Origin of the sequence: Variovorax sp. 679 (genome assembly GCF_003952185.1) — a bacterium.
In the GTDB taxonomy this organism is placed as follows: domain Bacteria; phylum Pseudomonadota; class Gammaproteobacteria; order Burkholderiales; family Burkholderiaceae_C; genus Variovorax.
Map to the genome: position 1 here is coordinate 50,291 of NZ_RXFS01000001.1, position 24,002 is coordinate 74,292.

Below are 24,002 nucleotides of genomic sequence, written 5' to 3' on the forward strand. Positions count from 1 at the left end.
AAGGCCGCGAGAACCGCGGCCTTTTTCGTTTTCCTTTTCGTCACTCCTCGTCGGCGTCGTTGCCCGTGAGCGACAGCACTTCCTCGACGAAGGCCTCGAAGAGCGGCAGCTCCGCGGGAAGGCCCTCGATGGATTCGGCCTCGCCCGCATCGAAGAAATGCGGCTTGCCCGCCGGCATCGAGGCCCACTCGCCGGCTTCCAGCAGCAGCCCCAGATAGCCGTCGGCGGTCGGCACATAGAACAAGCCCGCGCTGTCGAGCACGCGCTGCCCCTTCTTCTTGCCGCGCCCCCAGCTCACGCCCTGCCCGGCCAGGTGTTCGGTGATCCAGCCGTCGCACACATGCGTGTCGCGCCAGCTTCCCTGAGCATCGAATACGGCCAGAACGGGCATGGGATGTCCTTTTCCGAAGGAAGAGTTATTGCAGGAAGCTGGGCTTGGCGTAGCCCTGGAACTTGCTGTCGACCACCGCCTTGAATTCCTTCGATCGGTAGGCCTCGGCGATGTCCTTGGCCCACTGGGTGTTCTTGTCGGCGGTCTTCACGGCGACCACATTCAGGTAGTAGTCGGGCGTCTTCTCGAGCACCACAGCCTCGGTGAGCTTCAGGCCCGACGAGATCGCGAAGTTGCCGTTGACGATGGCGTACTCGGTGTCGCCGAGCGAGCGCGGCAGCTGGGCGGCTTCGAGCGGAATGAACTTCAGCTTCTTCGGGTTCTCGGCCACGTCCTTTTCGGACGCGCGCAGCGGGTCGATGCCGGCTTTGATGGTGATCAGCTTGTTCTGCTCCAGCAGCACCAGCGCGCGGGCCAGGTTGCTCGGGTCGTTCGGCAGCGTCACACGATCGCCTTCCTTCACGTCGGCCAGCGTCTTGCGCTTGGTCGAGTACACGCCCATGGGCGCGATCGGGCCCTGCACCAGTTCGGCGAGGTCGAGCTTCTGGTCGACCGCGAACTTCTTCAGGTAGACCTGATGCTGGAAGAAGTTGGCATCGAGCGAGCCCTGGGCCAGCGCGAGGTTGGGCTGCACGTAGTCGTTGAACTCGACCAGCTTCACCTTGTAGCCCTTCTTCTCGAGGATGGGCACGATGCCCTGCTTGAGCTGGTCGGCGTTGGAGCCGGCGGTGCCGCCGATCACGAGGTTCTTCTTGGCGGGGTCTTGCGCATGGGCCTGCAGCGAGAAGCCGCCCAGCGAAAGGGCTGCCAGCGACAGGGCGAGAACGGAACGGCGCAGGAAAACGGTCTTCATGAGATTGGAGAAACAGTAAGAAAGAAAAGGAATCAGCGCTTGTCGAGCCTGCGTGCCGTGGCGTTGCCGGCGAATTGCAGGATCTGTACCAGCACCACGAGCAGCGCCACGGTGAGCACCATCACGTCGGTCTGGAAACGGTAGTAGCCGTAGCGGATGGCCAGGTCGCCGATGCCGCCGCCGCCCACCACGCCGGCCACGGCGGAGTACGAGAGGAAGCTCACGGCCAGCACCGTCAGCGCCAGCACCAGGCCCGAGCGGGCCTCGACCAGCAGCACGCGCCAGACGATCTGCAGCTCGGTCGCACCCATGGCGTGCGCCGCCTCGATCACGCCGCGCGGCACTTCGCGCAGGCACTGGTCGACCAGCCGCGCCAGGTAGGGAATGGCCGCGAACGACAGCGGCACCGCGGCCGCCAGCGGCCCGATCGACGTGCCCGCGATCACCCGCGTGAACGGCACCAGCGCCACCAGCAGGATGATGAAGGGGAACGAGCGCACCGTGTTTACCAGCCAGTTGAGCACCAGGAACGCCGGCTTGTTCTCCAGCGACTGGCCCGGCCCCAACAGGAACAGCAGGATGCCCAGCGGCCCGCCGATCAGCACGGCGGCCGAAAGGCCGATGGCCAGCATCATGAAGGTCTGGCCGGTAGCGACCCACAGCTCGGGGAGGATGGGGGCGATGTTCTCAAACATAGGCCAGCTCCTGTGCACCGAACTGCGCCGGCGATTGCGCCGAGCGCGATTCGCGCGCCTCGCGCTCGCGGCGGCGCACCAGTTCGTCGATCTCGCGGCCCAGCGCGGTCTTGCGCTCGGCGGCGCCTGCAGCGTCGACCGCAAACTGCTCAACCAGCCGGCCCTTCTCGAGGATGGCCACGTTGCGGCACAGCACCTCGACCACCGACAGTTCATGCGTGACGATCACGATGGTCACGCCGATCTTCTGGTTGATGTCGCGCAACGTCTCCAGCAGCGAGCGGGTGGTTTCGGAATCGAGCGCCGAGGTGGGCTCATCGCACAGCAGCACCTGCGGGCGCGGCGCCAGCGCGCGGGCGATGGCCACGCGCTGCTTCTGGCCGCCGGAGAGCTGGGCCGGGTAGGTGTCGATCTTCTCGACCAGGCCGACCAGGGCCAGGCACTCGCGCACGCGCGCGTCGATCTCGGCCTTGGAGTGGCGGCCGTGGATCTTCAGCGGAAAGGCCACGTTGTCGAACACCGTGGCGTTCTGCAGCAGGTTGAACTGCTGGAAGATCATGCCGATGTTCTGGCGCGTGTCGCGCAGCTCGCTGCGCGAGAGCGTGGTGAGGTCGCGCCCGCCGACGAAGACCTGGCCCGCGTCGGGCCGCTCGAGCAGGTTGATGAGGCGCAGCAGCGTGGACTTGCCGGCGCCGCTCTTGCCGATCAGGCCGAACACGTCGCCCTGCTGGATGTCGAGCGATAGCGATTGCACGGCGTCGAACACCTCGCCGTTGGGCAAGGCGAACGATTTCTGCACCGATTGGAGACGGATGACTGGCGCCGCGTGATCGCCGCGGCCCTGGTCAGGCGTAGGGTGGGTCATGGAGAAGAAGCGCGGCCCGCGCGGGTGGCGCAAGTCGCGTAGGTTCGAAAAAAGGTGCCGAGTATGAAAAGAAACGCAGCGAAAGGGAACGAACAAAAAGGATGCTGTTTATATGCATCTGCACATAAGAAGATGGTGTAGCGAGTTCGACACGCCATATCGATATGCGCATTGGTTCGTTCCCTTCCCGGCCGGGCAATGCCACATTCGCGCCTTCATTTTTTTGTTTTCGCGCAACCATGCACATCACTTTCCGTCGCCGCAGCCTGTTCGTCGCCGCACTGGCCGCCTCTCTCTTCACCGGCGGCGCCGCACTCGCCCAGGACAACAAGAACACCGTCAAGGTCGGCATCTCCGTCGGCAGCGCCGAGCAGGTGTTCGAAGTGGTCAAGAAGGTCGCGGCGAAGGACGGCCTGAATGTTCAGGTCGTGGTGTTCAACGACTACCAGCTGCCGAATGCGGCGCTGGCCTCGGGCGACCTCGACGCCAACGCCTTCCAGCACCAGCCCTTCCTGGACAACCAGAACAAGGCGCGCGGCTTCGACATCGTGCCCGTGGGCCTGACCATCACCGCGCCGCTGGGCTTCTACTCGCGCAAGATCAAGGCCATCGACCAGCTGCCCGACGGCGCCTCGGTCGGCATCCAGAACGATCCGTCGAACGGCAACCGCGCCCTGCTGCTGCTGCAACAGGCCGGCCTCATCACGCTGAAGCCCGAGGCGGTGAAGAACAACACCGCCACGCCGCTCGACGTGGTGACGAACCCGAAGAAGCTCAAGCTGGTGGCGCTCGACGCGGCCCAGCTGCCGCGCTCGCTCGACGACCTGAGCATCGCCGCCATCAACAACGACTACGCCGAGAAGGCGGGGCTGTCGCTCAACAAGGACGCGGTCATCAAGGAAGCCGCCAAGAGCCCCTACGCCAACCTGATCGCCGTGCGCCGCGCCGACAAGGACAAGCCCTGGGCCAAGCGCCTCGTGGCGGCCTACCAGTCGCCCGAGGTGAAGAGCTTCATCGAGACCCAGTTCAAGGGCTCGCTCGTACCGGCGTTCTGACACGCACCCGGTTGTCCCCCTCGCCCCTTGTGCGCTCGCGCCGCGCCCAGGGGGCTTTTTCTTTTTTACGCCTGACATGTGTCTGAAGGTATCTTTCGGGCTTCATCAACCCGGAGGGTCCTTTCCATGTTCTCTCGACGCACCTTTTCCGCCGGCCTTGGCGCCTTCGCGCTGGCCGCCGCGAGCACCGCCCCGGCGCAGCTCGCACTCAAGGAAGCCGGCAACCAGGCACCCGGCCAGATCAGCGTGAGCGGCTCGGCCGCCGTGCGCGTGGCGCCGGACGAGGTCTACCTCACGGTCGGCGTCGAGAGCCGCGACAAGAACCTGCAGGTCGCCACGACCGACAACAGGGAGCGCATCGCCAAGGCGCTGGCGGTCATCAAGCGCTACGGCATCCCCGAGAAGAGCGTGCAGGTCAACTACATCGACGTCCAGCCCACTTACAACTACCAGACCAGCTATACCGTCCCGCAGGCCTACGTTGCCCACAAGAGCATCGGCATCAAGGTGACGAAGCTAGACACCTTCGAGCCGCTGCTGACCGACCTGTACGCGGTGGGCGTGAACCAGGTCGAGAACATCGAATTCCGCAACACCGACATGCGCAAGCACCGCGACAAGGCCCGCGAGCTGGCGGTGATCGCGGCGCGCGAGAAAGCCGATGCGCTGACCTCCCAGCTGGGCGCCAAGCGGGGTCGCGCGATGCGGATCAGCGAAAGCTCGGGCTGGAACTGGGGCGGCTGGAGCGGCCGCTACCGCAACGAGGGGCAGCTGATGCAGCAGAACGTGATGCAGTCCGCCCCGCGCTCCGGCGGCCAGGGCGAAGGCGGCGAAGGCGACCTTTCGGTCGGCCAGATCAGCATCACGGCCACGATCAGCGTCGACTTCCAGCTTGAATAACGCTGCTTCCGGGGTCATCTGCCACCCGTGAGAAAATGGCGGGTTCCCCGGAACACCTCCCACACACAGTCAGGACACCCCATGGACGCAGAACAGATCAACCAAATCGGCGCAATGCTCGCGGACCTGAGCGCCCGCACGGTCGATTTACGGAGGTATCTTTGACTACGATGCCAAAGCCGAACGTCTGAGGACGGTCAACGCATCGCTCGAAGATCCCAACGTCTGGAACGACCCGAAGAAGGCCCAGGAGCTGGGCAAGGAAAAGAAGGCGCTCGACGACGTGGTCGTCACGCTCGACCGGCTCACCAGCGGCCTGTCGGACAACACCGAGCTCTACGAGATGTCGAAGGAAGACGGCGACATCGCCGGCCTGCAGGCCATCTCCGATGACGCCGAAACGCTCGAAGCCGACATCAAGCAGCTCGAATTCCGCCGGATGTTCAACAACCCGGCCGACCCGCTGAACGCCTTCATCGACATCCAGGCCGGCGCCGGCGGCACCGAGGCCTGCGACTGGGCCAGCATGCTGCTGCGCCAGTACACCAAGTACGCCGAGCGCAAGGGCTTCAAGGCGCAGCTCGAAGACGAAACGCCCGGTGACACCGCCGGCATCAAGAGCGCCACCATCAAGGTGGAAGGCGACTACGCCTTCGGCCTGCTGCGCACCGAGACCGGCGTGCACCGCCTGGTGCGCAAGTCGCCGTTCGACTCGTCGGGTGGCCGCCACACCAGCTTCGCCAGCATCTTCGTATACCCGGAGATCGACGACTCCATCGAGATCGAGATCAACCCGGCCGACGTGCGCACCGACACCTTCCGCGCCAGCGGCGCCGGCGGCCAGCACATCAACAAGACCGACTCGGCCGTGCGCCTGACGCACATCCCGACCGGCATCGTGGTGCAGTGCCAGGACGGCCGCAGCCAGCACAGCAACCGCGACGTGGCCTGGAAGCGCCTGCGCTCGCGCCTGTACGACCACGAGATGCGCAAGCGCCAGGAAGAGCAGCAGAAGCTGGAAGACAGCAAGACCGACGTGGGCTGGGGCCACCAGATCCGCAGCTACGTGCTGGACAACAGCCGCATCAAGGACCTGCGCACCAACGTCGAAGTCTCGGCCACGCAGAAGGTGCTCGACGGCGACCTCGACGTGTTCATCGAGGCCTCTCTCAAGCAAGGCGTGTAACACCGATGAGCCTGCAAAGCCTGAAGGGTGGCAAGGTCGAAGCCTTCATCTTCGACATGGACGGCACCATGATCGACTCCATGCCCTGGCATGCGCGCTCGTGGGTGGAATTCGTGGCGCGCCACGGCCTGAAGCTCGACGTGAGCGACATCCTCGCGCGCACCACGGGCCGCACCGGCACCGAGTGCATGCGCGAGCTGTTCCAGCGCGAACTCTCCGACGCGGAGTGCCAGGCCATGGTGCACGAGAAGGAAGAGATCTACCGCGCCATGTTCAGCGACAACTTCACCGAGGTGGCGGGCTTTACGGCCTTTGCCAAGGCCGCCGTTGCACGCGGCCTGAAGGTCGCCGTCGGCACCGCAGGCGACAGGCACAACATCGAATTCGCCATGTCGCGCCTGAAGATGGACCCGCTGCCGCTGGCCATCGTGGGCGGCGACGAAGGCTTCACCGGCAAGCCCACGCCCGCCATCTTTCTCGAAGCCGCGCGCCGCATCGGCGTTGCGCCCGAGCGCTGCATCGTCTTCGAAGACGCCCCCTTCGGCATCGAGGCCGCCCGCCGCGGCGGCATGCGCGCCGTGGCCGTGTGCAGCACCCATACCGCCGCCGAGCTGGCGGGCCCCCATGTGATCGCCGCGGTTCGCGACTACGACGAACTCGCCCATTCGAATTTTCTGGAGACCCTCGATGCTGCTACGTGACGCACAAGGCCAACCCATCGCCATCCGCCGCGAAGACTACGCCGCCCCGGCGTACTGGATCGACACCGTCGACCTCACCTTCGACCTCGACCCCGCCAAGACCCGCGTGCTCAACCGCATGCAGATGCGCCGCAACCCCGAGGCGCCGGTGCAGCCGCTGCGCCTGGATGGCGACGAGCTGAACCTGGCGCGCGTGCTGGTCAACGGCCAGGGCGCGTCGTTCCGCATGGAGGGCGACCAGCTCGTCATCGACGGCCTGCCCGACGCCTTCGAACTCGAGATCTTCACCACCTGCTGCCCCATCAAGAACACCAAGCTGATGGGCCTGTTCGTGAGCGAAGACACCTTCTTCACGCAGTGCGAAGCCGAGGGCTTCCGCCGCATCACCTACTTCCTCGACCGTCCGGACGTGATGGCGAGCTACACCGTCACCCTGCGCGCGGCCAAGGCCGCCTACCCGGTGCTGCTGTCGAACGGCAACCTGGTCGAGCAAGGCGAGCTGCCCGAGGGCCGCCACTTCGCCAAGTGGGTCGACCCGTTCAAGAAGCCCAGCTACCTGTTCGCCCTGGTGGCGGGCAAGCTGGTGGCGCGCGAGCAGCGCATCAAGGCGCGCAACGGCAAGGAACACCTGCTGCAGGTGTACGTGCGCGCCGGCGACCTCGACAAGACCGAGCACGCGATGAACTCGCTCATCAACTCGGTGCTGTGGGACGAGGCCCGCTTCGGCCTGCCGCTCGACCTCGACCGTTTCATGATCGTCGCCACCAGCGACTTCAACATGGGCGCCATGGAGAACAAGGGCCTGAACATCTTCAACACGAAGTACGTTCTGGCCAACCAGGCCACCGCCACCGACGCCGACTACAGCAACATCGAGAGCGTGGTCGGCCACGAGTACTTCCACAACTGGAGCGGCGACCGCGTGACCTGCCGCGACTGGTTCCAGCTCTCGCTGAAGGAAGGCCTCACCGTCTTCCGCGACCAGGAATTCAGCCAGGACCTGTGCGCCGACGCCTCGGCCCGCGCCGTGAAGCGCATCGAGGACGTGCGCGTGCTGCGCACCGCCCAGTTCCCCGAGGACGCCGGCCCCATGGCCCACCCGGTGCGGCCCGACAGCTACATCGAGATCAGCAACTTCTACACCGTCACCATCTACGAGAAGGGTGCCGAGGTGGTGCGCATGATGCAGACACTGGTCGGCCGCAAGGGCTTCGAGAAGGGCATCACGCTCTACTTCGAGCGCCACGACGGCCAGGCCGTGACCTGCGACGACTTCGCGCAGGCCATTGCCGACGCGAACCCCGAATCGGAACTCGCCCGCCTGCTGCCCCAGTTCAAGCGCTGGTACAGCCAGGCCGGCACGCCGCGCCTTGCCGCCCACGGTGTGTACGACGCGCAGAACCGCAGCTACACCCTGAGCGTGGTGCAGAGCTGCCCGCCCACGCCGGGCCAGCCGACCAAGGAACCCTTCGTCATTCCGCTGAACATCGGCCTGCTCGACGCCAGCGGCCGCGAGCTGCCGATGCAGCTCGAAGGCGAAAACGACGTGACCCGCGGTACCCGCACGCTGGTGCTGTCGCGCGCCGGAGAGCAGATCACCTTCGTGGGCCTCGACGCCGAGCCCGTGCCTTCCATCTTGCGCGGCTTCAGCGCGCCGGTGATCCTCGACTTCGAGTACACCGACGCCCAGCTGCTCACCCTGCTGGCCAACGACCCCGACCCGTTCAACCGCTGGGAAGCCGGCCAGCGCCTGGGCCTGCGCGCCGCGCTGCAAGGCATTGCCGCCCTGGCCACCGACACCACGCCGGTGCTGAACGACGCGTATATCGACGCCATGCGCAGCGTGCTGCGCAACTCGCAGCTCGACGCCGCCTTCAAGGAACTGGTGCTCACGCTGCCGTCGGAAACCTACATCGCCGAGCAGCTCGACGTGGTCGACCCGCAGCGCGTGCACCTCGTGCGCGAAGCCATGCGCGCCCAGCTGGCCACCGCCCTCTTCGCCGACTGGCAGTGGGCTTATGAAGAGAACCACGACACCGGCGCCTACAGCCCCGACCCGACCTCCTCGGGCCGCCGCGCGCTGGCCGGCATGGCGCTCAACTTCCTGTGCCTGGCGGCGCGCTCCTCGGGCGACGTCGTGTGGCCGGGCAAGACGCTGCAGCGCTTCAAGGACGCGGGCAACATGACCGACCGCTTCAACGCCCTCAACGCGCTGGTGGCGTCGGGCCACAGCCTGGCGGCGCAGGCGCTGGCGCGCTTCCACGCCATCTTCAAGGACGAGGCGCTGGTCATCGACAAGTGGTTCTCGCTGCAGGCCGGCGCGCCCGACCGCGGCGGCGACATCCTGCCGCTGGTGAAGCAGCTGATGAAGCACCCCGACTTCTCGCTGAAGAACCCGAACCGCGCGCGCAGCGTGATCTTCAGCTACTGCAGCGCCAACCCCGGCGCGTTCCACCGCCCCGACGCGGCCGGCTACGTGTTCTGGAGCGAGCGCGTGATCGAGCTCGACGCCATCAACCCGCAGGTTGCCGCCCGCCTCGCGCGCGCGCTCGACCGCTGGAGCAAGCTGGCCGAGCCGTACCGCAGCGCCGCTCGCGAGGCGATCGCCCGCGTGGCGGCCAAGCCCGACCTGAGCAAGGACACGCATGAAGTCGTGACCCGCGCCCTGGCTGGCAACTGAAGCAGAAACCCGAACCCGGAAGACACATGGCTCAAAAGATTTCCCTCACCCGCTATCTCGTCGAACAGCAGCGCGCCGACGGCCTCATTCCCGGACAGCTGCGCCTGCTGCTCGAAGTGGTCGCGCGCGCCTGCAAGAGCATCAGCCAGGCCGTCAACAAGGGCGCGCTGGGCGGCGTGCTCGGCACGGCCGAGAGCGAGAACGTGCAGGGCGAGATCCAGAAGAAGCTGGACATCATCGCCAACGAAGTGCTCATCGAGGCCAACGAATGGGGCGGCCACCTCGCGGCCATGGCCAGCGAGGAAATGGACAGCATCTACGTGGTGCCCAACCGCTACCCGCAAGGCGAATACCTGCTCATGTTCGACCCGCTCGACGGCAGCAGCAATATCGACGTGAACGTCAGCATCGGCACCATCTTCAGCGTGCTGAAGAAGCCCGACGACCACCCCGGCGTGCAGGAAGCCGACTTCCTGCAGGCGGGCACCCAGCAGGTGGCCGCCGGCTACTGCATCTACGGCCCGCAGACCACGCTGGTGCTGACCGTGGGCAACGGCGTGGCCATGTTCACCCTCGACCGCGAACAGGGCAGCTTCGTGCTGACGCAGGAAGACATCCAGATTCCGCCCGACACCAAGGAATTCGCGATCAACATGAGCAACATGCGCCACTGGGACGAACCCGTGAAGCGCTACATCGACGAATGCCTGGCCGGCAAGGAAGGCCCGCGCGGCAAGGACTTCAACATGCGCTGGATCGCCAGCATGGTGGCCGACGTGCACCGCATCCTGATGCGCGGCGGCGTCTTCATGTACCCGTGGGACAAGCGCGAGCCCGAAAAGGCCGGCAAGCTGCGCCTGATGTACGAAGCCAACCCGATGAGCTGGCTGGTCGAACAGGCCGGCGGCGCGGCCACCAACGGCAAGCAGCGCATCCTGGACCTGCAGCCCACCAAACTGCACGAGCGGGTGAGCGTGATGTTGGGTTCTAGAAACGAAGTTGAGCGTTTGACGCAGTACCACGCCGAGAAGGCGTGATTTCTTGGCTATAATCTGAGGCTTCGCCGGTGTAGCTCAGTCGGTAGAGCAGCTCATTCGTAATGAGAAGGTCGGGTGTTCGATTCATCTCTCCGGCACCAAAAACTAAAAAGCCCGCTATCTAAACGATAGCGGGCTTTTTTGCTGTAGGGCGATAGAACAACAACTCCCGCGCCCAAGCTCAAGGGATTGGCTAGCTCTCTGTTGCTTCGTGCAAGAAGCCCAGACGCACTGCATCGTCATGCAGCTTGCGTCCCTGCGCAGCCTGTTTTCTTGACGGAGGCTTGCTTTGGCCAGCGAGCTTGCCAAGGCTAAATGCAATGCTACGTTGCCACGAGGCAAGCGAGTCGGTCTTCTTTGCCCACGCGGAGATGCCGAACCATACCTCGGCTGGCACCCCCATTGCCCAAGTGATCTCGGCGTCCTCTTCGGCGGTCGGCGCATCGATACCGGTCGCCCCAAGTTGATCAAGCCCGCCAGCGGCGTTTTGCAGTACTTTCGGTAGCGGCATGTCGAGTGCTTGGACCTTCTTCCAACAGGCCTCATTCTTGTACCAGTCAGTAACGTTCTTCCCCCCCTCTGGCGTAGCTATGACTGGATGTATCACATCTACCAAGTGACCAAAGAAAGTCACTAACTCCTCGGAGATAGACTGTTCACGCCACACAGTCTCGAAGTCAAACCGTTTGGCGAGGCGATGGGATACCCAAGCAACTGCATAAGCCACTACTTGTGCTTTGTAGCTGTACTTCCGCTGCAGCGTGATCCGGTCGACTGCATCGAAAAGAATGTGGCGCGCGATCAGGTGGCGAAAAAATATCTCGTCTGGGCGGTAATTGCCACCACGCTTCGTGACCTCTTCATGAAACACCACAAAGCATTTCTGCGCTCCGCGGCTGACGATATGCGGATACTGGGCCCAAGCCATCTCACTCTTCGCGACGTCGGTCTTTCCAAAGAGCTGTTGCTTCGGATATTCCCGCTCGAAACGGGACTTCTTGGCCGGAGTGTCTGCGCGCGCCAGTTCGTCGGCATATTGTGCGCGCGCGCGCTCGTAGAACCATTTCGTCTCAAGCTGCGAACTACCTATAGCAGGAGCCCAGATTGTTCTTGAGTACTCTTCTAGCTTCTGGTTGAAAGGATCGTTGGCAGAAAGATCCGAGACGCTGACTTTGTTCTGCGAGTTCGCGTATTTCGAGATGTGTCCGACCAACGCGTCAAGTGCTTCGGGATCGCGAACTCGATTGAGCTTGACTTGGACAGCGATGCGACTGACGTCAGCTTTGTCCTTTCGTACTGCGCGAAAGAGCGATGCAGTAGTCTGTCCACCATTAACGATCTGCAGATCTACTAGCCGCCTCAATCTCAACGAACCGTCGTTAGTGCGCTCCACCTCGATCTCCGCCGCCGTGGCAGTCAAACCGTTGTTGTACGCAAGAAAACGATCTGGTTCAGACAGTATTGTGGAGCGAATTCCTTTGTTGATGTCACCTCGTACCTGCAGGAACGAACGTACATTGCGCTCCAACAGGCGCGGGCCGTAGCGGCTGTATATCGACACGAGCACCTCGGCCGGAAATATTGCGAGGTAGCTTACATAGTCAGCCCCTGGTTGATCGAACTCCAGGCAGTACACCGGTGGAAGGTCGCGCTCCGTTAGATCGACAGCGATCTGCTCTCGGTCGCGCCCGGAGCTATACCAACGGAAGAGCCGCTCGATGTCCCAGACGTGCAACGTCACGTCGGCTACGCCCATCTCCGGCACCTCGGGCAATCGGTCAACGTTGACGATGCCATCAGTGACAAGGAATAGTCGAACGCGGCTGAAACCTTCAGCTTGCTGATGCTGACGATGAATGAGTTGGGCGAGAACGAATGCAGGCTCAACTTCCTCCATCCTGTTGTGCCATCCAGCCGTCGCCTTAGCATAGAAACCCGCTAGTTGACGGAACGCAGCCTCGACCTTCGACTTTTCGAGCCGGATGGGTACCAAGCTGTCCGCTCGTACTGCTACGAAGAGATCGAGCGTGTCCTCGTTTTCGTCAGCGGCATAGCCATCTGCACGCATTCCCGTGCGTGCGTAATAGCAGACCTCAGCATCTGCGATCTCCCCGGCTTCAGCCAGAAGATCGAGGAAGCGGCGCGTAAAAGCCTCGGCAACGAAGGTCTCTCCACCCTCGATGCCTGAATCACGCTTCACCTCATTGCGTAGAGCTTGAAAGTAGTCGTTTAAGGTCATGAGGAAATTCTTCCGAGCTGCAGACCAGTCAACGTGCTGATAAGTTCACTTTGATCGCACTCGCATGCGCTGCAAGCCTTCAGCTCGACTTGGTATTCAACTTCACTGATGCCCAATGCGAGTTCCCCACTGAGAAGCCTAGGGAAACGACTATCGACGCGAAAAAAACGCCGCTGGGCGACGCGGAAACGCCTTTGCGCGTAGCGGTGCGAGTGTCGCTCTGTCCATCCGGCTTGTATCAAACGTCGATCAAGCAAGATGGAAAACTCGGGAGCGCCAACTGTCAGCCTGCGAAGCTCACCTACGATGTGGTTGAGATCCTCACCTTTTTCGTCGTCTAACTCGAGCCGCAGACATACAAGAAAAAGGCACGCAAGACCTACGTCATCGAGTTGACGCTCACCATGAATCCGTATCTGCGAGAGCATTCTTGCTACTGACGTCTTCACCTCAATGGCGCATACGCTTGGCACAACAAAGTCTTGAGGCGCGCGCTGCGCGCCCGTCCAAGACTCAATCGATCCGACGCCGCCGATCGGCATGAGGATGTCACGCAACACCCAAAGCTCACCGAACAGCCCCACTACCTCGCTGGAACTCAACCCATCGGTTGCCTTATTGAGAAACTCCTGCCATCGCTCAAGACGCCTTAGCAATAGAACGATCGCTTCAGCGACTTTCGCACACCGAGAGATCCCATCGACCAAGTCAGCGCCGAAGACGTTGAACACGTCGGCGAATTGCGCGTCTTCGAGTTCGACCGCTAGTGAACGCTGTCCAGTTGGAACCCCCTCAAGCGGAGGCACGAGAGCAACCGACAGTCCGCCAGTAATCGGCAGATCGCGAAGACCAGCCATCGAGAGAATGGGAATGTCGATCATTATCGAGCGCGCTCCACCATGGCATGCCACCGCTGCATATGCTGGGACGGTTGCGCCTGGATTGATAAGGCGCCTAACCCATCCAGTCTGCTCGATCTTGTGCGACGCCTCGATTTCACACCAGAGTTGCTCGAGTGGCCTACTCGTCAATTTCGGGCTCCTCGAGTTGGTCGAGGTGCAACTGCCGATAGACCTCATTTACTTGATACTCGATGGGCACAGCCGTTGCACTAGTGGGAAAGCTCAACACGCAAGTCATGATGGACCTTGGTTCCGCGGCAAACTCGACGGCCGCAGCGTCGAGTGGATAGAGCAACAGCAACCCATGGCTGGTCCGACGCATATCGCGCACCACTGCTCCGAACGGCCGTTCCGGCGGTTGCTGCGTCGCGCGAATACGACCAGCCTTTTTGTCAGCCGCGTAGCGCAACAAACTAATCTGCTGAGCGACATCAAGTGCATCGCGGCCCACGGCCTGCTCTATGACTTCACGCTCAAGCAGCATGTCCACACCGAAAGCGCGTTTGGTCAACAAATGCTGCACCCAGACAGCATCGAGCTTCATTCCCTCCAAGTCGATCGCTTGATCAGGAGGGTTAAGTACGTTGCTGTTGGAAAGCACGTAAAGCCCTCTGACCTTGTCGCTGCCTTCGGCAACGTTCTTACGCTTGACCAGATTCAAACCGAGCCCTGCGATGGTGTCTGGCGCACCACCGTTTGCACTGAGCAGCGCAACCGTCCACTCGACCAATTCGCCTTGGTTCTGCTGTCGGCGTACGAACTGGGCAATCCGCTTTGAATCGAAGCCATTTGTGCCCATTGGTGAATCAAAGGCGTCAAGGAAGACGCATACATCCTCAGCGCCGACACCCGACCAGACGTAGGTTGACGAGCCTTTCTTACGCGCGCGGGGCGGCTCCAGTCGGCCAACAAGCCCGGTCACGGCATAGTCATTGCGCTTGCGCACTTCATCGCGAGTTGCGAGCACTACGCACTGCGCAAGCGTCCCTTCGTAGGAAACCTGCAGCTTCTTGCTTGCACGCGCCTTATTGAGAGCCGTCACAAGCATGCCATCCGGGTGAGTGCGGACGCGCAGTCCGTACTCCTCGGGCGTAGCCTTGAGAGCAGCCATACGCTCAAACTCTCGGCGCAACTCCGCCTCAGCCAGCGCGATATGGCGGTACCACGCGATCAGATCTGATGAGGTGTAGATGCGACAAAGATCGAGGTAACCTGGTCGATACCCAAACCAACGCCCCATCTGCAACAGAGAGTCGTACATCTTGGAGACGCGCATGTAGTAGGAAACCGACAAGCCTTCCAGAGTCAGTCCACGCGAGAGCTTGTCTCCACCAACGGCGATAACACTGATGCCCGTCGCTCTATGCTTCTCATAGTCCAAGACATCAGCTGAGGTACCGTTTATCTCAAGCACGCGTATCTTGGAGACCGCCGGATGCAACGATCGCTCGATCTCCTCCCACGCCATCAAAGGGCACGCCGGATCGGAAACTGCGCGGGTTGTCTCGACAAAGTCCAACTCCCATAACTCGCGAAGCTCTTTGCGCAACGACAGCGTTGCATCCTCTCCTTCATTAGCTATACGCCGCTGCAGAAACAAAAGCTCGGTCGTCACAAGTTCTGCAAGCTTGCCTTGAGCTTCCACGAAGCGCGCAACGTGCACCAGCATCGAGTTGTGCTTTGTTTTCTGTCCACGGGCGTGCCGTGCGGTACAAACGAGCAGATATGAACGAATGGCCTTCTTCAGCGTTCCCGGAAGCTCGCCAGGCACGAAGCTCGATGGTGCTTTCGGAGGAAAGAAGCTATCGAAGTCATCGACCAATCGTGTCAAAGGCAGCCCTTTTCGCTCCTCCAATCCAGAGTCTGGATCACCGTCGCGACCGAAGACTTTGTCAACGCTGAAGTAGTTGTCCGGCGGCGGCAATGAGACGATGAAGCTGCGCGGAAAAAGGTCATCACCGAATTTCCCGTGCGAAGCCTTGGGATCAACAAATATGTTGGCGAAGGGGGTTGCCGTATAGCCAACATAGGCGCTCTTTTCGAACGCGTCCAGCAACTCTCGTATTCGCTGGTTGATTTTTGTGGGATTGATGTCCTCCGGAGTAACCCCATCGGCCGAGACGCGACTGATTTTCTTCGTGTTGATTGACGAGTGATCCGCCTCGTCATCGATCACAAGCATCGGAATGTCTCGGACAATCTTCCCTCCATCGGGCTTCTCAACACCCTTCTTAATCGTGAGCCAAGTCCGAAGATTGTTGAGAATAGACGCATGCTTCTTTACGACGACGATAAATGGCGTCTCCCCAAGATGCATTACTGTTCCAAGATTTCCCGCTCGAAAGTCACCATTTTCTGCTCGCGACGTCATTGAGTTGACGGGAAGTTCAGGGAAGGAGAGCGTGCCTACTCCAACTTTCGTGCTTGCTTCCTCGAAGAATAGACTGGAGTCGGTGTTGTAGCCCAGCAGCCCTTCCTCCATCCGAATCTGAGTCTGTGCACGAAGGCTGTTGTGAATACCCGCAAGAATGATCACAAGCTTGTAGCCAGAGTCCAAAGCCTTGCATGCCAGCCCGAGGAAATTGCCCGTCTTACCCGACTGCACACTGCCCACGACCAGCCCGCGACGATCCCACTGTCCCGCGCGCGAAGGATCTTCGAGCATCTCAAGGATGCCCTCGGTGCGAACATCTACCGAGTTAATTACGGGATCAGGCAATTGCTCAATCATCTGCAGAAAGGTCTGGTAGCGCTCCCAGAATTTCCAACTGATCTCACCGCGCCTGGCGGGTAACCAATCGGAGTGGCCGCGGGCGTCCGACAACGATTGCATCGGTGCAACAAAGACGTTACTGTTCTCAACGAAATACTTGACGAGTTCCTCTATGTCAACGGTGCCCTCGCCGGTATCCTCTTCGGTAAAGCGCTTGGCTTTGCTGCAACATTGCCGGATCTCGTCAATGCTTGGATTTCTGTAACGGACCAACGCGGTACGGGCCTGTTCGCGGGCCTGCTCTTGCGCGTCGGGGTCAGGGCTAGATTTAATCGAATTCATCAGTCGAGTTCCTTGGGAACAGGGGGAGAGGCGTCGAGCGCGGCAATCAGATGAGGGCGCTTCTTCGACGCCGACAGCGCGGAGAGACTGGCGATGGCCTGTTGATGGCTACGCCCAGAAGCCAGAACGCCTAGATAGAGATCAGAGAGCATCTCGCCGAACTGTTTATCCTTCGTGTCGTCAAATGGCGCGGGCTGCTCCTCAGGTGCCTCGGCGTGACGGATGTAGATCGACGCAAGCGGAAGTGTCTGCTCGACTAGCTTAAGCAGGGCCTCGACCGCACGCCCACCATCGTCGTTCGCGGTCAGTGCCTGGACGACAGGATGCTCGCGATTGACGCGGAAAATGGTGCGTCCACGCATAAGCCGCCCCTCCCAGACGCTCGAGTGATCATGGGACGCCACGGCAAGGATTTGGCGACCGCGATGACGATAGACCTCTTGAGCCCGTTCGCGCGTCAGCCGAGCGATACGCCGAAGCTCTTGTCGTAATGCCACTGGAGGACTTGCCACAGACTTACGCACATCAAGCTTCCAGTCGAAGTCGAGATCATTGCCAAGGTCGATGCGGATGCGTGCAAGCTTGAGATGTTCGTCGCGCGTCAATCCGAGCGATAGCCAGCCACCGGCTGAGATCAATCGGTTATTGCGATAGATATAGAAGCCCTGATGCGCAGTCCATCCCTTTGCTCCGGCCGCCCGCTCGAACTCATCCTTCGTAAGCTTCGAGTGGTGCGGTAGGACGTAAGGCTGAACGGCCACGCTGTGATGCCCCCAGCGCAGTTCCTCGATCGGTAGGATCTGGGTTGCGACGTGATCGCGCATGAATGGATCCCAGCGCCCGAGCTTCACGTTACCCACTTCGAACCTCACCGGATTCGCCCCTGCGAGGAACTCGCCGAACACCATTGAGAGATGCTTTGCGACGCGGTCAGCAGCCTCCAAGAACGCCTGGTGCGCGTTCGTGTTGTCGCTTAAAGCATCACCAACCAGGCGATCGAGTCGCTCCCAAACGACGGTCGTTCCCGAGGGCTGGCCAAGCATCCAACTTGCATGCCGACGCGCTTCTTCGCTTGCTTCGCGCTGAAGAATCCAATCGTTAGCAGCGGCCATGAACGGCAGATCCCAAACGCGCGCGGCTTCGGCATGGCCAGCAGCGCGCGTGATAACGCTCAAGCGACTGGCTTGGGAAAACGACGCGGTCTTCAATCCCAAGCCGAAGCGCCCGAGGTCTTGAGGGGCGCGGTCAGCACGCGGGTTGTGAGTACCGGGCCGCATCGCCTCGATCAACTGCGGCTCGTCCATGCCATGACCGTTGTCGCTGATCGACAGGGTCGAGTCTTGGCCTGCCCAGTCAAACTGGATGCGCACGTGTGTCGCACCGTGCGAGATGCTGTTATCCACAAGGTCCGCAACAGCCGTCTCGAGCGTGTAACCCAGCGAGCGCATCGCCTCAATTAGCGCCGCGGGATGAGGCGCAGCTCGATCGGGGTTCTCAACACTCTTTGCTAGCCTCTCCACCGGCGCTACATATGTTTTCTCGTGCGTCAACAAGCTAGGATCCTCCTTTAGAAACTGATCAATGCTGCCCCTGATCACCCGCCAAACAACCCTCGGAAGAATTGAGACAGCCTAGTCTTCTATGTCAACGTCTCGGCATCGGAAGCAGCACAGTGCAAAGAACGCGACGCCTATTCCTTTGGCCGCGAGTGCTAAGCAATTCCGAACACCCAAACCAGTAGAAACCCTAATTTCTTTGGCCGAACTGGAATCACTGGGCGACAAAGCAGCATCGCCTCTTTTCAGAACGTCTCCCCACTCTTAGACATCTGTAAAGTAACACATTTGTTACCCGTGGTGATGAGCTTTGGCCAACGTTACCGCGTCCGGACTGCGGTCGCGGTTAGCGGCGAAACTAAGGCATGCCGTCACCCGCCGCAAAACTCCCCACTCCCCCCCAGCGAAGCAGAATGATGGCGGGCATTCGCGGCAAGAACACTTGGCCCGAACGGGCCCTTCGTTCAGCGCTCTTCGCCTCGGGGTTTCGCTATCGGCTTCACGTAAGAGGCCTTCCTGGTACTCCGGATTTGGTTTTTCCGAAACACAAAGCAGCGCTATTCGTACACGGCTGCTTCTGGCACCGACATGAAGGTTGTCGCTACACCACCATCCCGAAAGCGAACGCTGATTTCTGGATGAAGAAATTCACCGATAACGTCACCCGCGACGAGAAACATGTCGGCCTGCTGCGAGACCGAGGTTGGCGCGTAGCCATAGTCTGGGAATGCACCCTCAAGCGTTCGGTCGAGGACGTGGCCAAGAACGTCGGTACGTGGCTACAAGGAAGCGATGCAGAACTCACTGTTGAGTGACGGTTCAGTCCACTCAAGCGATCGCGGGTACAGACTTCCTGCGCGGCGCATCCTCGCCGGGTTGCGTTGCGGCGTCCTTCTCCAAGGCTGCGCGCTTCCTTCGCTGCTCGCGATTCAGTTCGGCCAACAGGCCGCGCACCACTTTTGCCAGCTTGTTGGCCAGCAATGGAGGCACGGCATTACCGACCTGCGTGTACTGCTCTGTTCGATTGCCCGCAAAGAAATAGTTATCGGGAAAGGTCTGAAGCCGAGCCGCCTCTCTCACCGTGAGACTCCGGCACTGAGTGGGGTCATAGTGGATGTAGTAGTGCCCATCCTTTGCGATGTGCGCGACCACAGTCGTTGACGGCTCCCCCGCGCACTGCACGCGGAATCGATCCTTGAAAGGAATGACCCCAGTTGTGCTGTTGCTCGCCGCATTCTTGTGGTTGGGCAGAAGCTTGGGCGGAAAGCAATCCAATCGAGGGGAATAGCCTTGTGACTGAGCGAAGCTTGCAGCAAAGAGGTACCTAGCCAAATCAGACGCCATGTGTGATCGCGCTTCGTGCTGGCAAACCCCTTCCAATTTTTTATCGTGCAGCCAGAGCTGAAGCTCAGTCGATTTCTTGGGGGTCTTGTAGCTCCTTTGAACAAAGGCTTCGCCAATGCTCAGGCTCCGTGCAGCTGCCGCGGATACATGCATCAACGCAGTCAAATCCGACTCGCACTCCGCATCCCATCCCTCCATAAATGAGGGCGCCTTCTGTACTGCGCTTCTCCAAGCCTCCACTGAATCAGCCTTCGACAAACGGCTTCGCAATCGAGGCAAATCATCGATTGCGTGCTTAACGGTCACAGGTTTGGCGACCTTTGAAAGTAGTTCATGCCGCGAGGCACCCACATCCTTTCTTACACCCAGCAGGATCACTCGGTGCCTGCTCTGCGGAATGCCGTAGTGCTCGGCTTGGATGATGAAGTCTGTTGGCTCCAGCGAATTGCTGTCGCCCTTCTTGATGAAGGAGCGAATCTCGTACTCCACCCCTTCAGCAGGCTTCGACAGGTCTTCGATGATCCTGTCGAACATCGAACTGCCGGAATGCTGCGAAGAAAGCAGCCCCTTGACGTTCTCCATCACAAAGATGGTTGGCCGATGAACCTGAATGATTCGGAGATATTCCTTGTACAGAAAATGCTTTTCGTCCTTCTGGAAGCTCTTGTCATGTGCCCGCCGAGACCGCCCCGCCAACGAATACGCTTGGCACGGCGGTCCACCGATCAAGATCCACGTCTCACGACCATTGAGGGCAGCTCGTATTTCATCGTCGATGCCGGTCTCGTCAGACTTCCCCAATTCCAGGCAACGAGCTTCGCGATTCGCGTGGACGAAAGCTGCGGCAACAGCAGGCTGCTGTCGAAATGTCTCTTCGTCCATCTCGCCCTGGATGTAGCTGTAGTAGTGCTTCACATCCTTCGTGCCTCGAAGCCGCCGAAACACTGCGCGCAACGTAAGCGTCTGGTGCGCAATAGGGTCTTTCTCGATGGAAAGACCGATTTCAAAAACGGGTTGCTGCTTGTGATCCTTGAGAGCGGAAAACCCCTCCCCCAGTCCCCCTGGGCCCGCGAAAAGATCAATGATGGGAATCGACATTCGAATTTTCTGGAAAAGGACCGGCACTGGTCTGCTTGCTGCGGACCGGAGGCTGCATTCTAGAGAGCTGGACCGCAGGCGCCGCGGCCCTCTTCCCCTGTCCGACCTTGGGCCCCGGACTCATCCGCTGCCTCTACTTTTTTCAGAAGTACCTGTGAAAGTTCAACAGCCTCGGTCGCCAGGTCAGCCGCAATCCACATGATGTTGTCCCGATGCTTCGTCCCGATCGCATCGAACCATTCGCACCAGTCCCCATAGCAGCAACTCAACAGAGATTGCAATTGGGTCAACTTGTTCTCAAGAATGTCCGACGGATCCTGCTGATGGGTTGCGTCGTCGGATACGGGCGTGTTTTGCCCGGCGATAATTTGATCAGCCATTTGATGTGCTCTCTTTCGAAGGGTATGCACGTTGAGTGGTCAGACGGCCATGGTGTTAGCGCACCTTGGCCGTCGCCTTTTGTGCCTCACATCGACATCGCTGCGGTGTGCATCGACGTCCCGCCGTGAGGCGCGGCGGTCGTTCAAATGTATGGGAGAACCGCGCTGGCCGGCGACTCCATGCAGTGAACAAATTGGGGATCGCATCGACTTTGCGTGCGTGACCGCGATCGTTGCGGTGTTAGCGCTCAAACCTTGATCTGCTCACCCTTCGCACGAACGAGTGAACGTCGGTTCGCAGCAGGCCTGCTGGGCCCTACTCGTAGCACCCACGCGCCAGCAACGTGACCCGGTAAATGCGATCTTCAAGAAAGCTGTAGAGCACATGAACATCGCAGAGGTCCGTGCGCCACAGCTGATAGCCATCGTCGCGATCCAGCGCTTCCTTGAATGGGCGCGCCGCGGCTTTGGACATCGTCACGTCGACGGTGTCGCTCATCTGCAAGCCCCATGGCAAGGGGCCTGCGTAGCCGCTGCTCTGAAAATCCAGATCCGTCCGGTAGCGCACGCCGCTCAGGCAGGGTTCGCTGCTTCGTGGTGCTCCCGGCACGGCATCCGCCATCTCGGCGCCTGGCTTGAAGTAGAGCTCGACGCCGAACTCCCGGGAGTAGTCGGCTTCGCCGTAATCGGCAATCTCGCGGGCCTTCACGCCCAGGGAGAACGGAGCGAACTGGGCGTCCTCCTGCAACTCGGCCAACGGTCGACCGAATTGCCGCGCGAACTGTTCGGGTGTGGGCATCGCGCTTGCAGATACCGGAGCCACACGGGGCGGCGTCATCGTCACCAGCTTGAGCCGCCCCGTGTCGCGCTCGAAGCTCACGTCCACGTCGGCATCCGGCGTGGACCATCGCGCCTTGAAAACATTCAGGCCTACCCGCCACAGTTCCGCCGGCGAACCCAGTCGCCGCAGCACATCGCCGACCATGTCGTCGGCGCGGAGCGCGAGAGGCAATGCACCCGCGTACGGAGTCCATTGCGGGTCGAAGTGCAGCAGTAGCGAAACCCGGCTCAGTATCAGGTTGCCCTTGCTGCGAGGCTCGCCATATCGAGCCTCGTAGCTGTCCGCATCGGTGAAGAACAGGTAGATGCCTTCCGCCGGGTTCACGAGCGAGAGGCGATGGTCCGTGCGGGCTTTCTTCAGCGCCTCGTCGTCGATCCACTCCAGTTGCTCCCAGCCTTCGACCAGCGCGCGCACCCGCGCGCTCTGCCAGGCGTGGCCCAGCAGATAGTTGCTCGTCTCGAAGGCGTGGGTCTGGCTGCTCATCTGCGGAACCAGGGCGCGCAAGGCGTCACTTGAAGGGAACGGAGAAGGAGAGATTCCACAACGAACCATCGTCGTTGTAGGTGGCGCGCACTTGCAGCCCGTCCTTGATCCACTGGTCCCACTCGACCACGTCGTCGTCTTCCTCAGTCAGGTCCGGCGTGCCGAACTCGGTCAACGCATCTTGCCGCTTGGCAATCGGACCGCCGCTGAACGGAACTGTCCCCTTGTAGGGCTTGAAGCTCTTGCCGCCCGGGCCATACGCAAACACGGCCGCCAGGATCGCCTTGCCCGCGTCTTTCGGGGCGCCCATTTTTCGTTCGTAGCCTTCACGCTCCCAGAATGCCAGCTCGAGCCCCAGCGACTTGAGCTCGATGGCGTCCGAGCCTTCGGCGCGGAGTGTCTTGGCCGACAGAGCCTGGACGCCTGCTCCCACGGACTTCAGGAGTTGATCGAGGTTGGCGTTCAGCTCGGAATGTCCGAGGAAGGGCAGTAGTTCGTTCAGTGTCATGCGTTGCGCTCCTGTACTTTCAAATCATTTTCTAGCCGATTTCATGGCCTGCTTCAGCCACTTCGTCCATTGATCGTGGGTCATCTTGGTGATCTCCTCGGCCGCCTCGCGGTACTTTCCCTTGCAGCCGGGGTCGTACTTGTCGATCTCCTGGAGGATCTTCTCGGTGTTCTCCTTGGCGGCTCTCTGCAGGTCTTGCGCATCCCTCGTCGGGCGCCTGACACCGTCGATCTTCTGATGCTGCCGGCCGCCGAACGATTCGCTGTGGTCCCGGTGCAGTTCGGTGGGTGTGGCAATGGTGGGGGCGCTGTCGACGATGGCGGTCTTCTCGGCCTTGGTGAGCGGCGCTCCCTTGATCTCGGCGGCACGCTCGAGCAGCGCCTTCTGTGACGGGATGTGGTCCCAGTTCATCCCTTCATTGTCGTGTTTCAACCGATCCTTGTAGGGGCCCTTCTGCCCGCACTTCGGCTTCGGCTTGACCTTCTTCTTGACCTGGGTGTCTTTGTTCTTCGATCCGCCACCCGATTCGGCCTTTGCAGCTGCGGCTTCCTTCTCGGCCTTTTTTGCCGCGGCCTCCGCTGCTTCTTTCTCGAGCTTCTCTTTCGCGATCCGCTCGGCAAGGAGCTTCTCGGCCTGCTTGATGCCGACCCGCTCGCCGCCCTTCAGTGCGCCCTTGATCGCGATCTTGCCCGCCTTGGCTGCAATGCCGCCACCCGGCACCAGGTTGGCGGCGGCCGATGCGCCGGAGATGGCGGCATTGACGTAGTCGCCTTCGGCCGCATAGATCGCCGCGTTGGCACCGTCGGCGAAGATGCCCACCACGGGAATGACGCCGCCGACGTCCAGCACGGTGTGGGTGATCGAACTGCCCCAGCTGCTCCACCAGCTCCCTTCCTTCGGCGTCTCGGGCTTGACCTCGGGGTTTGCCTGCTTGGCGGGCACCTGCGTGGACGGGGTGTCGCCGACGGCGGGGCCGAGCGTGTTTCCATTGGCGTTGGTGCCAGGCTTCCTGGGCTTGAAATCAGGAAGCTTGGTGTTGGGTGTGTCTCGCTGGAGCTTTTCGTACTCTTCCTGGCTGAGCTGAATGAACGAGGTCGGCTCGCCCTGCGGTGGGTACGTGGGGTACCGCATGATCACCACCGGCTTCGGAACATCGGCCGGAATGAAGGCAATGCCGATCGATCCGCCGTCCCCCGTCGGGACAAAGGTCGCGGAGGTCGTGAGTTCCGTCAT

General features: G+C 61.2%; 20 protein-coding genes and 1 tRNA gene. 8 read left to right on the forward strand and 13 right to left on the reverse strand.

Annotated elements, in window-relative coordinates:
• Positions 1 to 40 precede the first annotated feature (40 nt).
• From EJO71_RS00310 to EJO71_RS00325, 4 genes are read right to left on the reverse strand one after another with little or no spacing between them, the layout of a single operon-like run.
• Positions 41 to 391: a hypothetical protein gene (locus tag EJO71_RS00310; protein WP_125947333.1), complete on the reverse strand. Its 351-nt coding sequence runs from the start codon at positions 389 to 391 to the stop codon at positions 41 to 43.
• A 25-nt stretch (positions 392 to 416) separates the two neighbouring features.
• Positions 417 to 1,244 carry a MetQ/NlpA family ABC transporter substrate-binding protein gene (locus EJO71_RS00315; RefSeq protein ID WP_125947332.1) on the reverse strand — a complete coding sequence of 276 codons (828 nt, stop codon included), beginning with the start codon at positions 1,242 to 1,244 and terminating at the stop codon, positions 417 to 419.
• Between the two features lie 32 nt (positions 1,245 to 1,276).
• Positions 1,277 to 1,939, reverse strand: coding sequence for a methionine ABC transporter permease (locus EJO71_RS00320; protein ID WP_093200265.1), 663 nt, complete (start codon positions 1,937 to 1,939; stop codon positions 1,277 to 1,279).
• A complete protein-coding gene (locus tag EJO71_RS00325) occupies positions 1,932 to 2,804 on the reverse strand; it encodes an ATP-binding cassette domain-containing protein (RefSeq protein WP_125947331.1) in 873 nt (290 codons plus the stop codon). Before EJO71_RS00325 ends, EJO71_RS00320 begins: the two co-directional genes overlap by 8 nt.
• A 239-nt stretch (positions 2,805 to 3,043) precedes the next feature.
• Here EJO71_RS00325 and EJO71_RS00330 point away from each other — a divergent pair, with 239 nt between their 5' ends.
• The 7 genes from EJO71_RS00330 to EJO71_RS00360 all read left to right on the forward strand — a co-directional run bounded on the left by EJO71_RS00330 (position 3,044) and on the right by EJO71_RS00360 (position 10,464).
• Positions 3,044 to 3,859 (forward strand): MetQ/NlpA family ABC transporter substrate-binding protein, encoded by an 816-nt coding sequence (locus tag EJO71_RS00330; RefSeq protein ID WP_125947330.1) that lies wholly within the window; start codon positions 3,044 to 3,046, stop codon positions 3,857 to 3,859.
• Positions 3,860 to 3,985: 126 nt separating this feature from the next.
• Positions 3,986 to 4,759, forward strand: a complete 774-nt coding sequence (locus EJO71_RS00335) for an SIMPL domain-containing protein (protein ID WP_125947329.1) — start codon at positions 3,986 to 3,988, stop codon at positions 4,757 to 4,759.
• A gap of 81 nt (positions 4,760 to 4,840) precedes the next feature.
• Positions 4,841 to 5,945, forward strand: a protein-coding gene (gene prfB, locus EJO71_RS00340) for a peptide chain release factor 2 (protein WP_125947328.1) whose coding sequence is annotated in 2 segments (ribosomal slippage) — positions 4,841 to 4,921 and positions 4,923 to 5,945 — 1,104 coding nt in all. Because the reading frame shifts where the segments join, the coding sequence is not laid out codon by codon here.
• Positions 5,946 to 5,950: 5 nt separating this feature from the next.
• Positions 5,951 to 6,646, forward strand: coding sequence for an HAD family phosphatase (locus tag EJO71_RS00345; RefSeq protein ID WP_125947327.1), 696 nt, complete (start codon positions 5,951 to 5,953; stop codon positions 6,644 to 6,646).
• Complete coding sequence (pepN, locus tag EJO71_RS00350) at positions 6,633 to 9,326, forward strand: aminopeptidase N (RefSeq protein ID WP_125947326.1); 2,694 nt, start codon at positions 6,633 to 6,635, stop codon at positions 9,324 to 9,326. The genes EJO71_RS00345 and pepN overlap by 14 nt, the downstream gene beginning before the upstream one ends.
• Before the next feature lie 26 nt (positions 9,327 to 9,352).
• The gene (locus tag EJO71_RS00355; RefSeq protein WP_019658239.1) at positions 9,353 to 10,363 is read left to right on the forward strand and encodes a class 1 fructose-bisphosphatase; all 1,011 of its coding nucleotides are present in this window, start codon (positions 9,353 to 9,355) and stop codon (positions 10,361 to 10,363) included.
• A gap of 25 nt (positions 10,364 to 10,388) precedes the next feature.
• Positions 10,389 to 10,464, forward strand: a tRNA-Thr gene (locus tag EJO71_RS00360).
• A 92-nt stretch (positions 10,465 to 10,556) separates the two neighbouring features.
• Here the strand turns inward: EJO71_RS00360 and EJO71_RS00365 are convergent.
• The 4 genes from EJO71_RS00365 to EJO71_RS00380 are packed head-to-tail and all read right to left on the reverse strand — an operon-like array spanning position 10,557 to position 18,112.
• Positions 10,557 to 12,602 (reverse strand): AIPR family protein, encoded by a 2,046-nt coding sequence (locus tag EJO71_RS00365; RefSeq protein ID WP_125947325.1) that lies wholly within the window; start codon positions 12,600 to 12,602, stop codon positions 10,557 to 10,559.
• Positions 12,599 to 13,681, reverse strand: a complete 1,083-nt coding sequence (locus tag EJO71_RS00370; protein WP_125947324.1) for a PD-(D/E)XK motif protein — start codon at positions 13,679 to 13,681, stop codon at positions 12,599 to 12,601. The genes EJO71_RS00365 and EJO71_RS00370 overlap by 4 nt, the downstream gene beginning before the upstream one ends.
• Positions 13,623 to 16,559: a Z1 domain-containing protein gene (locus EJO71_RS00375; RefSeq protein ID WP_125947323.1), complete on the reverse strand. Its 2,937-nt coding sequence runs from the start codon at positions 16,557 to 16,559 to the stop codon at positions 13,623 to 13,625. Before EJO71_RS00375 ends, EJO71_RS00370 begins: the two co-directional genes overlap by 59 nt.
• Complete coding sequence (locus EJO71_RS00380) at positions 16,559 to 18,112, reverse strand: ATP-binding protein (protein ID WP_125947322.1); 1,554 nt, start codon at positions 18,110 to 18,112, stop codon at positions 16,559 to 16,561. The genes EJO71_RS00375 and EJO71_RS00380 overlap by 1 nt, the downstream gene beginning before the upstream one ends.
• Positions 18,113 to 18,480: 368 nt before the next feature.
• Between EJO71_RS00380 and EJO71_RS00385 the strand changes: the two genes are divergently transcribed.
• Positions 18,481 to 18,930 carry a very short patch repair endonuclease gene (locus tag EJO71_RS00385; protein ID WP_125947321.1) on the forward strand — a complete coding sequence of 150 codons (450 nt, stop codon included), beginning with the start codon at positions 18,481 to 18,483 and terminating at the stop codon, positions 18,928 to 18,930.
• 13 nt (positions 18,931 to 18,943) lie between these two features.
• Here the strand turns inward: EJO71_RS00385 and EJO71_RS00390 are convergent, their stop codons facing one another.
• The 5 genes from EJO71_RS00390 to EJO71_RS00410 all read right to left on the reverse strand — a co-directional run bounded on the left by EJO71_RS00390 (position 18,944) and on the right by EJO71_RS00410 (position 24,002).
• A complete protein-coding gene (locus EJO71_RS00390) occupies positions 18,944 to 20,557 on the reverse strand; it encodes a DNA cytosine methyltransferase (protein ID WP_125947320.1) in 1,614 nt (537 codons plus the stop codon).
• Between the two features lie 59 nt (positions 20,558 to 20,616).
• Positions 20,617 to 20,937, reverse strand: coding sequence for a hypothetical protein (locus EJO71_RS00395; protein ID WP_240651269.1), 321 nt, complete (start codon positions 20,935 to 20,937; stop codon positions 20,617 to 20,619).
• 316 nt (positions 20,938 to 21,253) lie between these two features.
• Entirely contained in the window at positions 21,254 to 22,261 is a 1,008-nt protein-coding gene (locus EJO71_RS00400; RefSeq protein ID WP_125947319.1) for a hypothetical protein, read from the reverse strand.
• A 25-nt stretch (positions 22,262 to 22,286) separates the two neighbouring features.
• Entirely contained in the window at positions 22,287 to 22,769 is a 483-nt protein-coding gene (locus tag EJO71_RS00405; protein WP_125947318.1) for a hypothetical protein, read from the reverse strand.
• A 24-nt stretch (positions 22,770 to 22,793) separates the two neighbouring features.
• Positions 22,794 to 24,002, reverse strand: a complete 1,209-nt coding sequence (locus tag EJO71_RS00410; RefSeq protein ID WP_125947317.1) for a hypothetical protein — start codon at positions 24,000 to 24,002, stop codon at positions 22,794 to 22,796.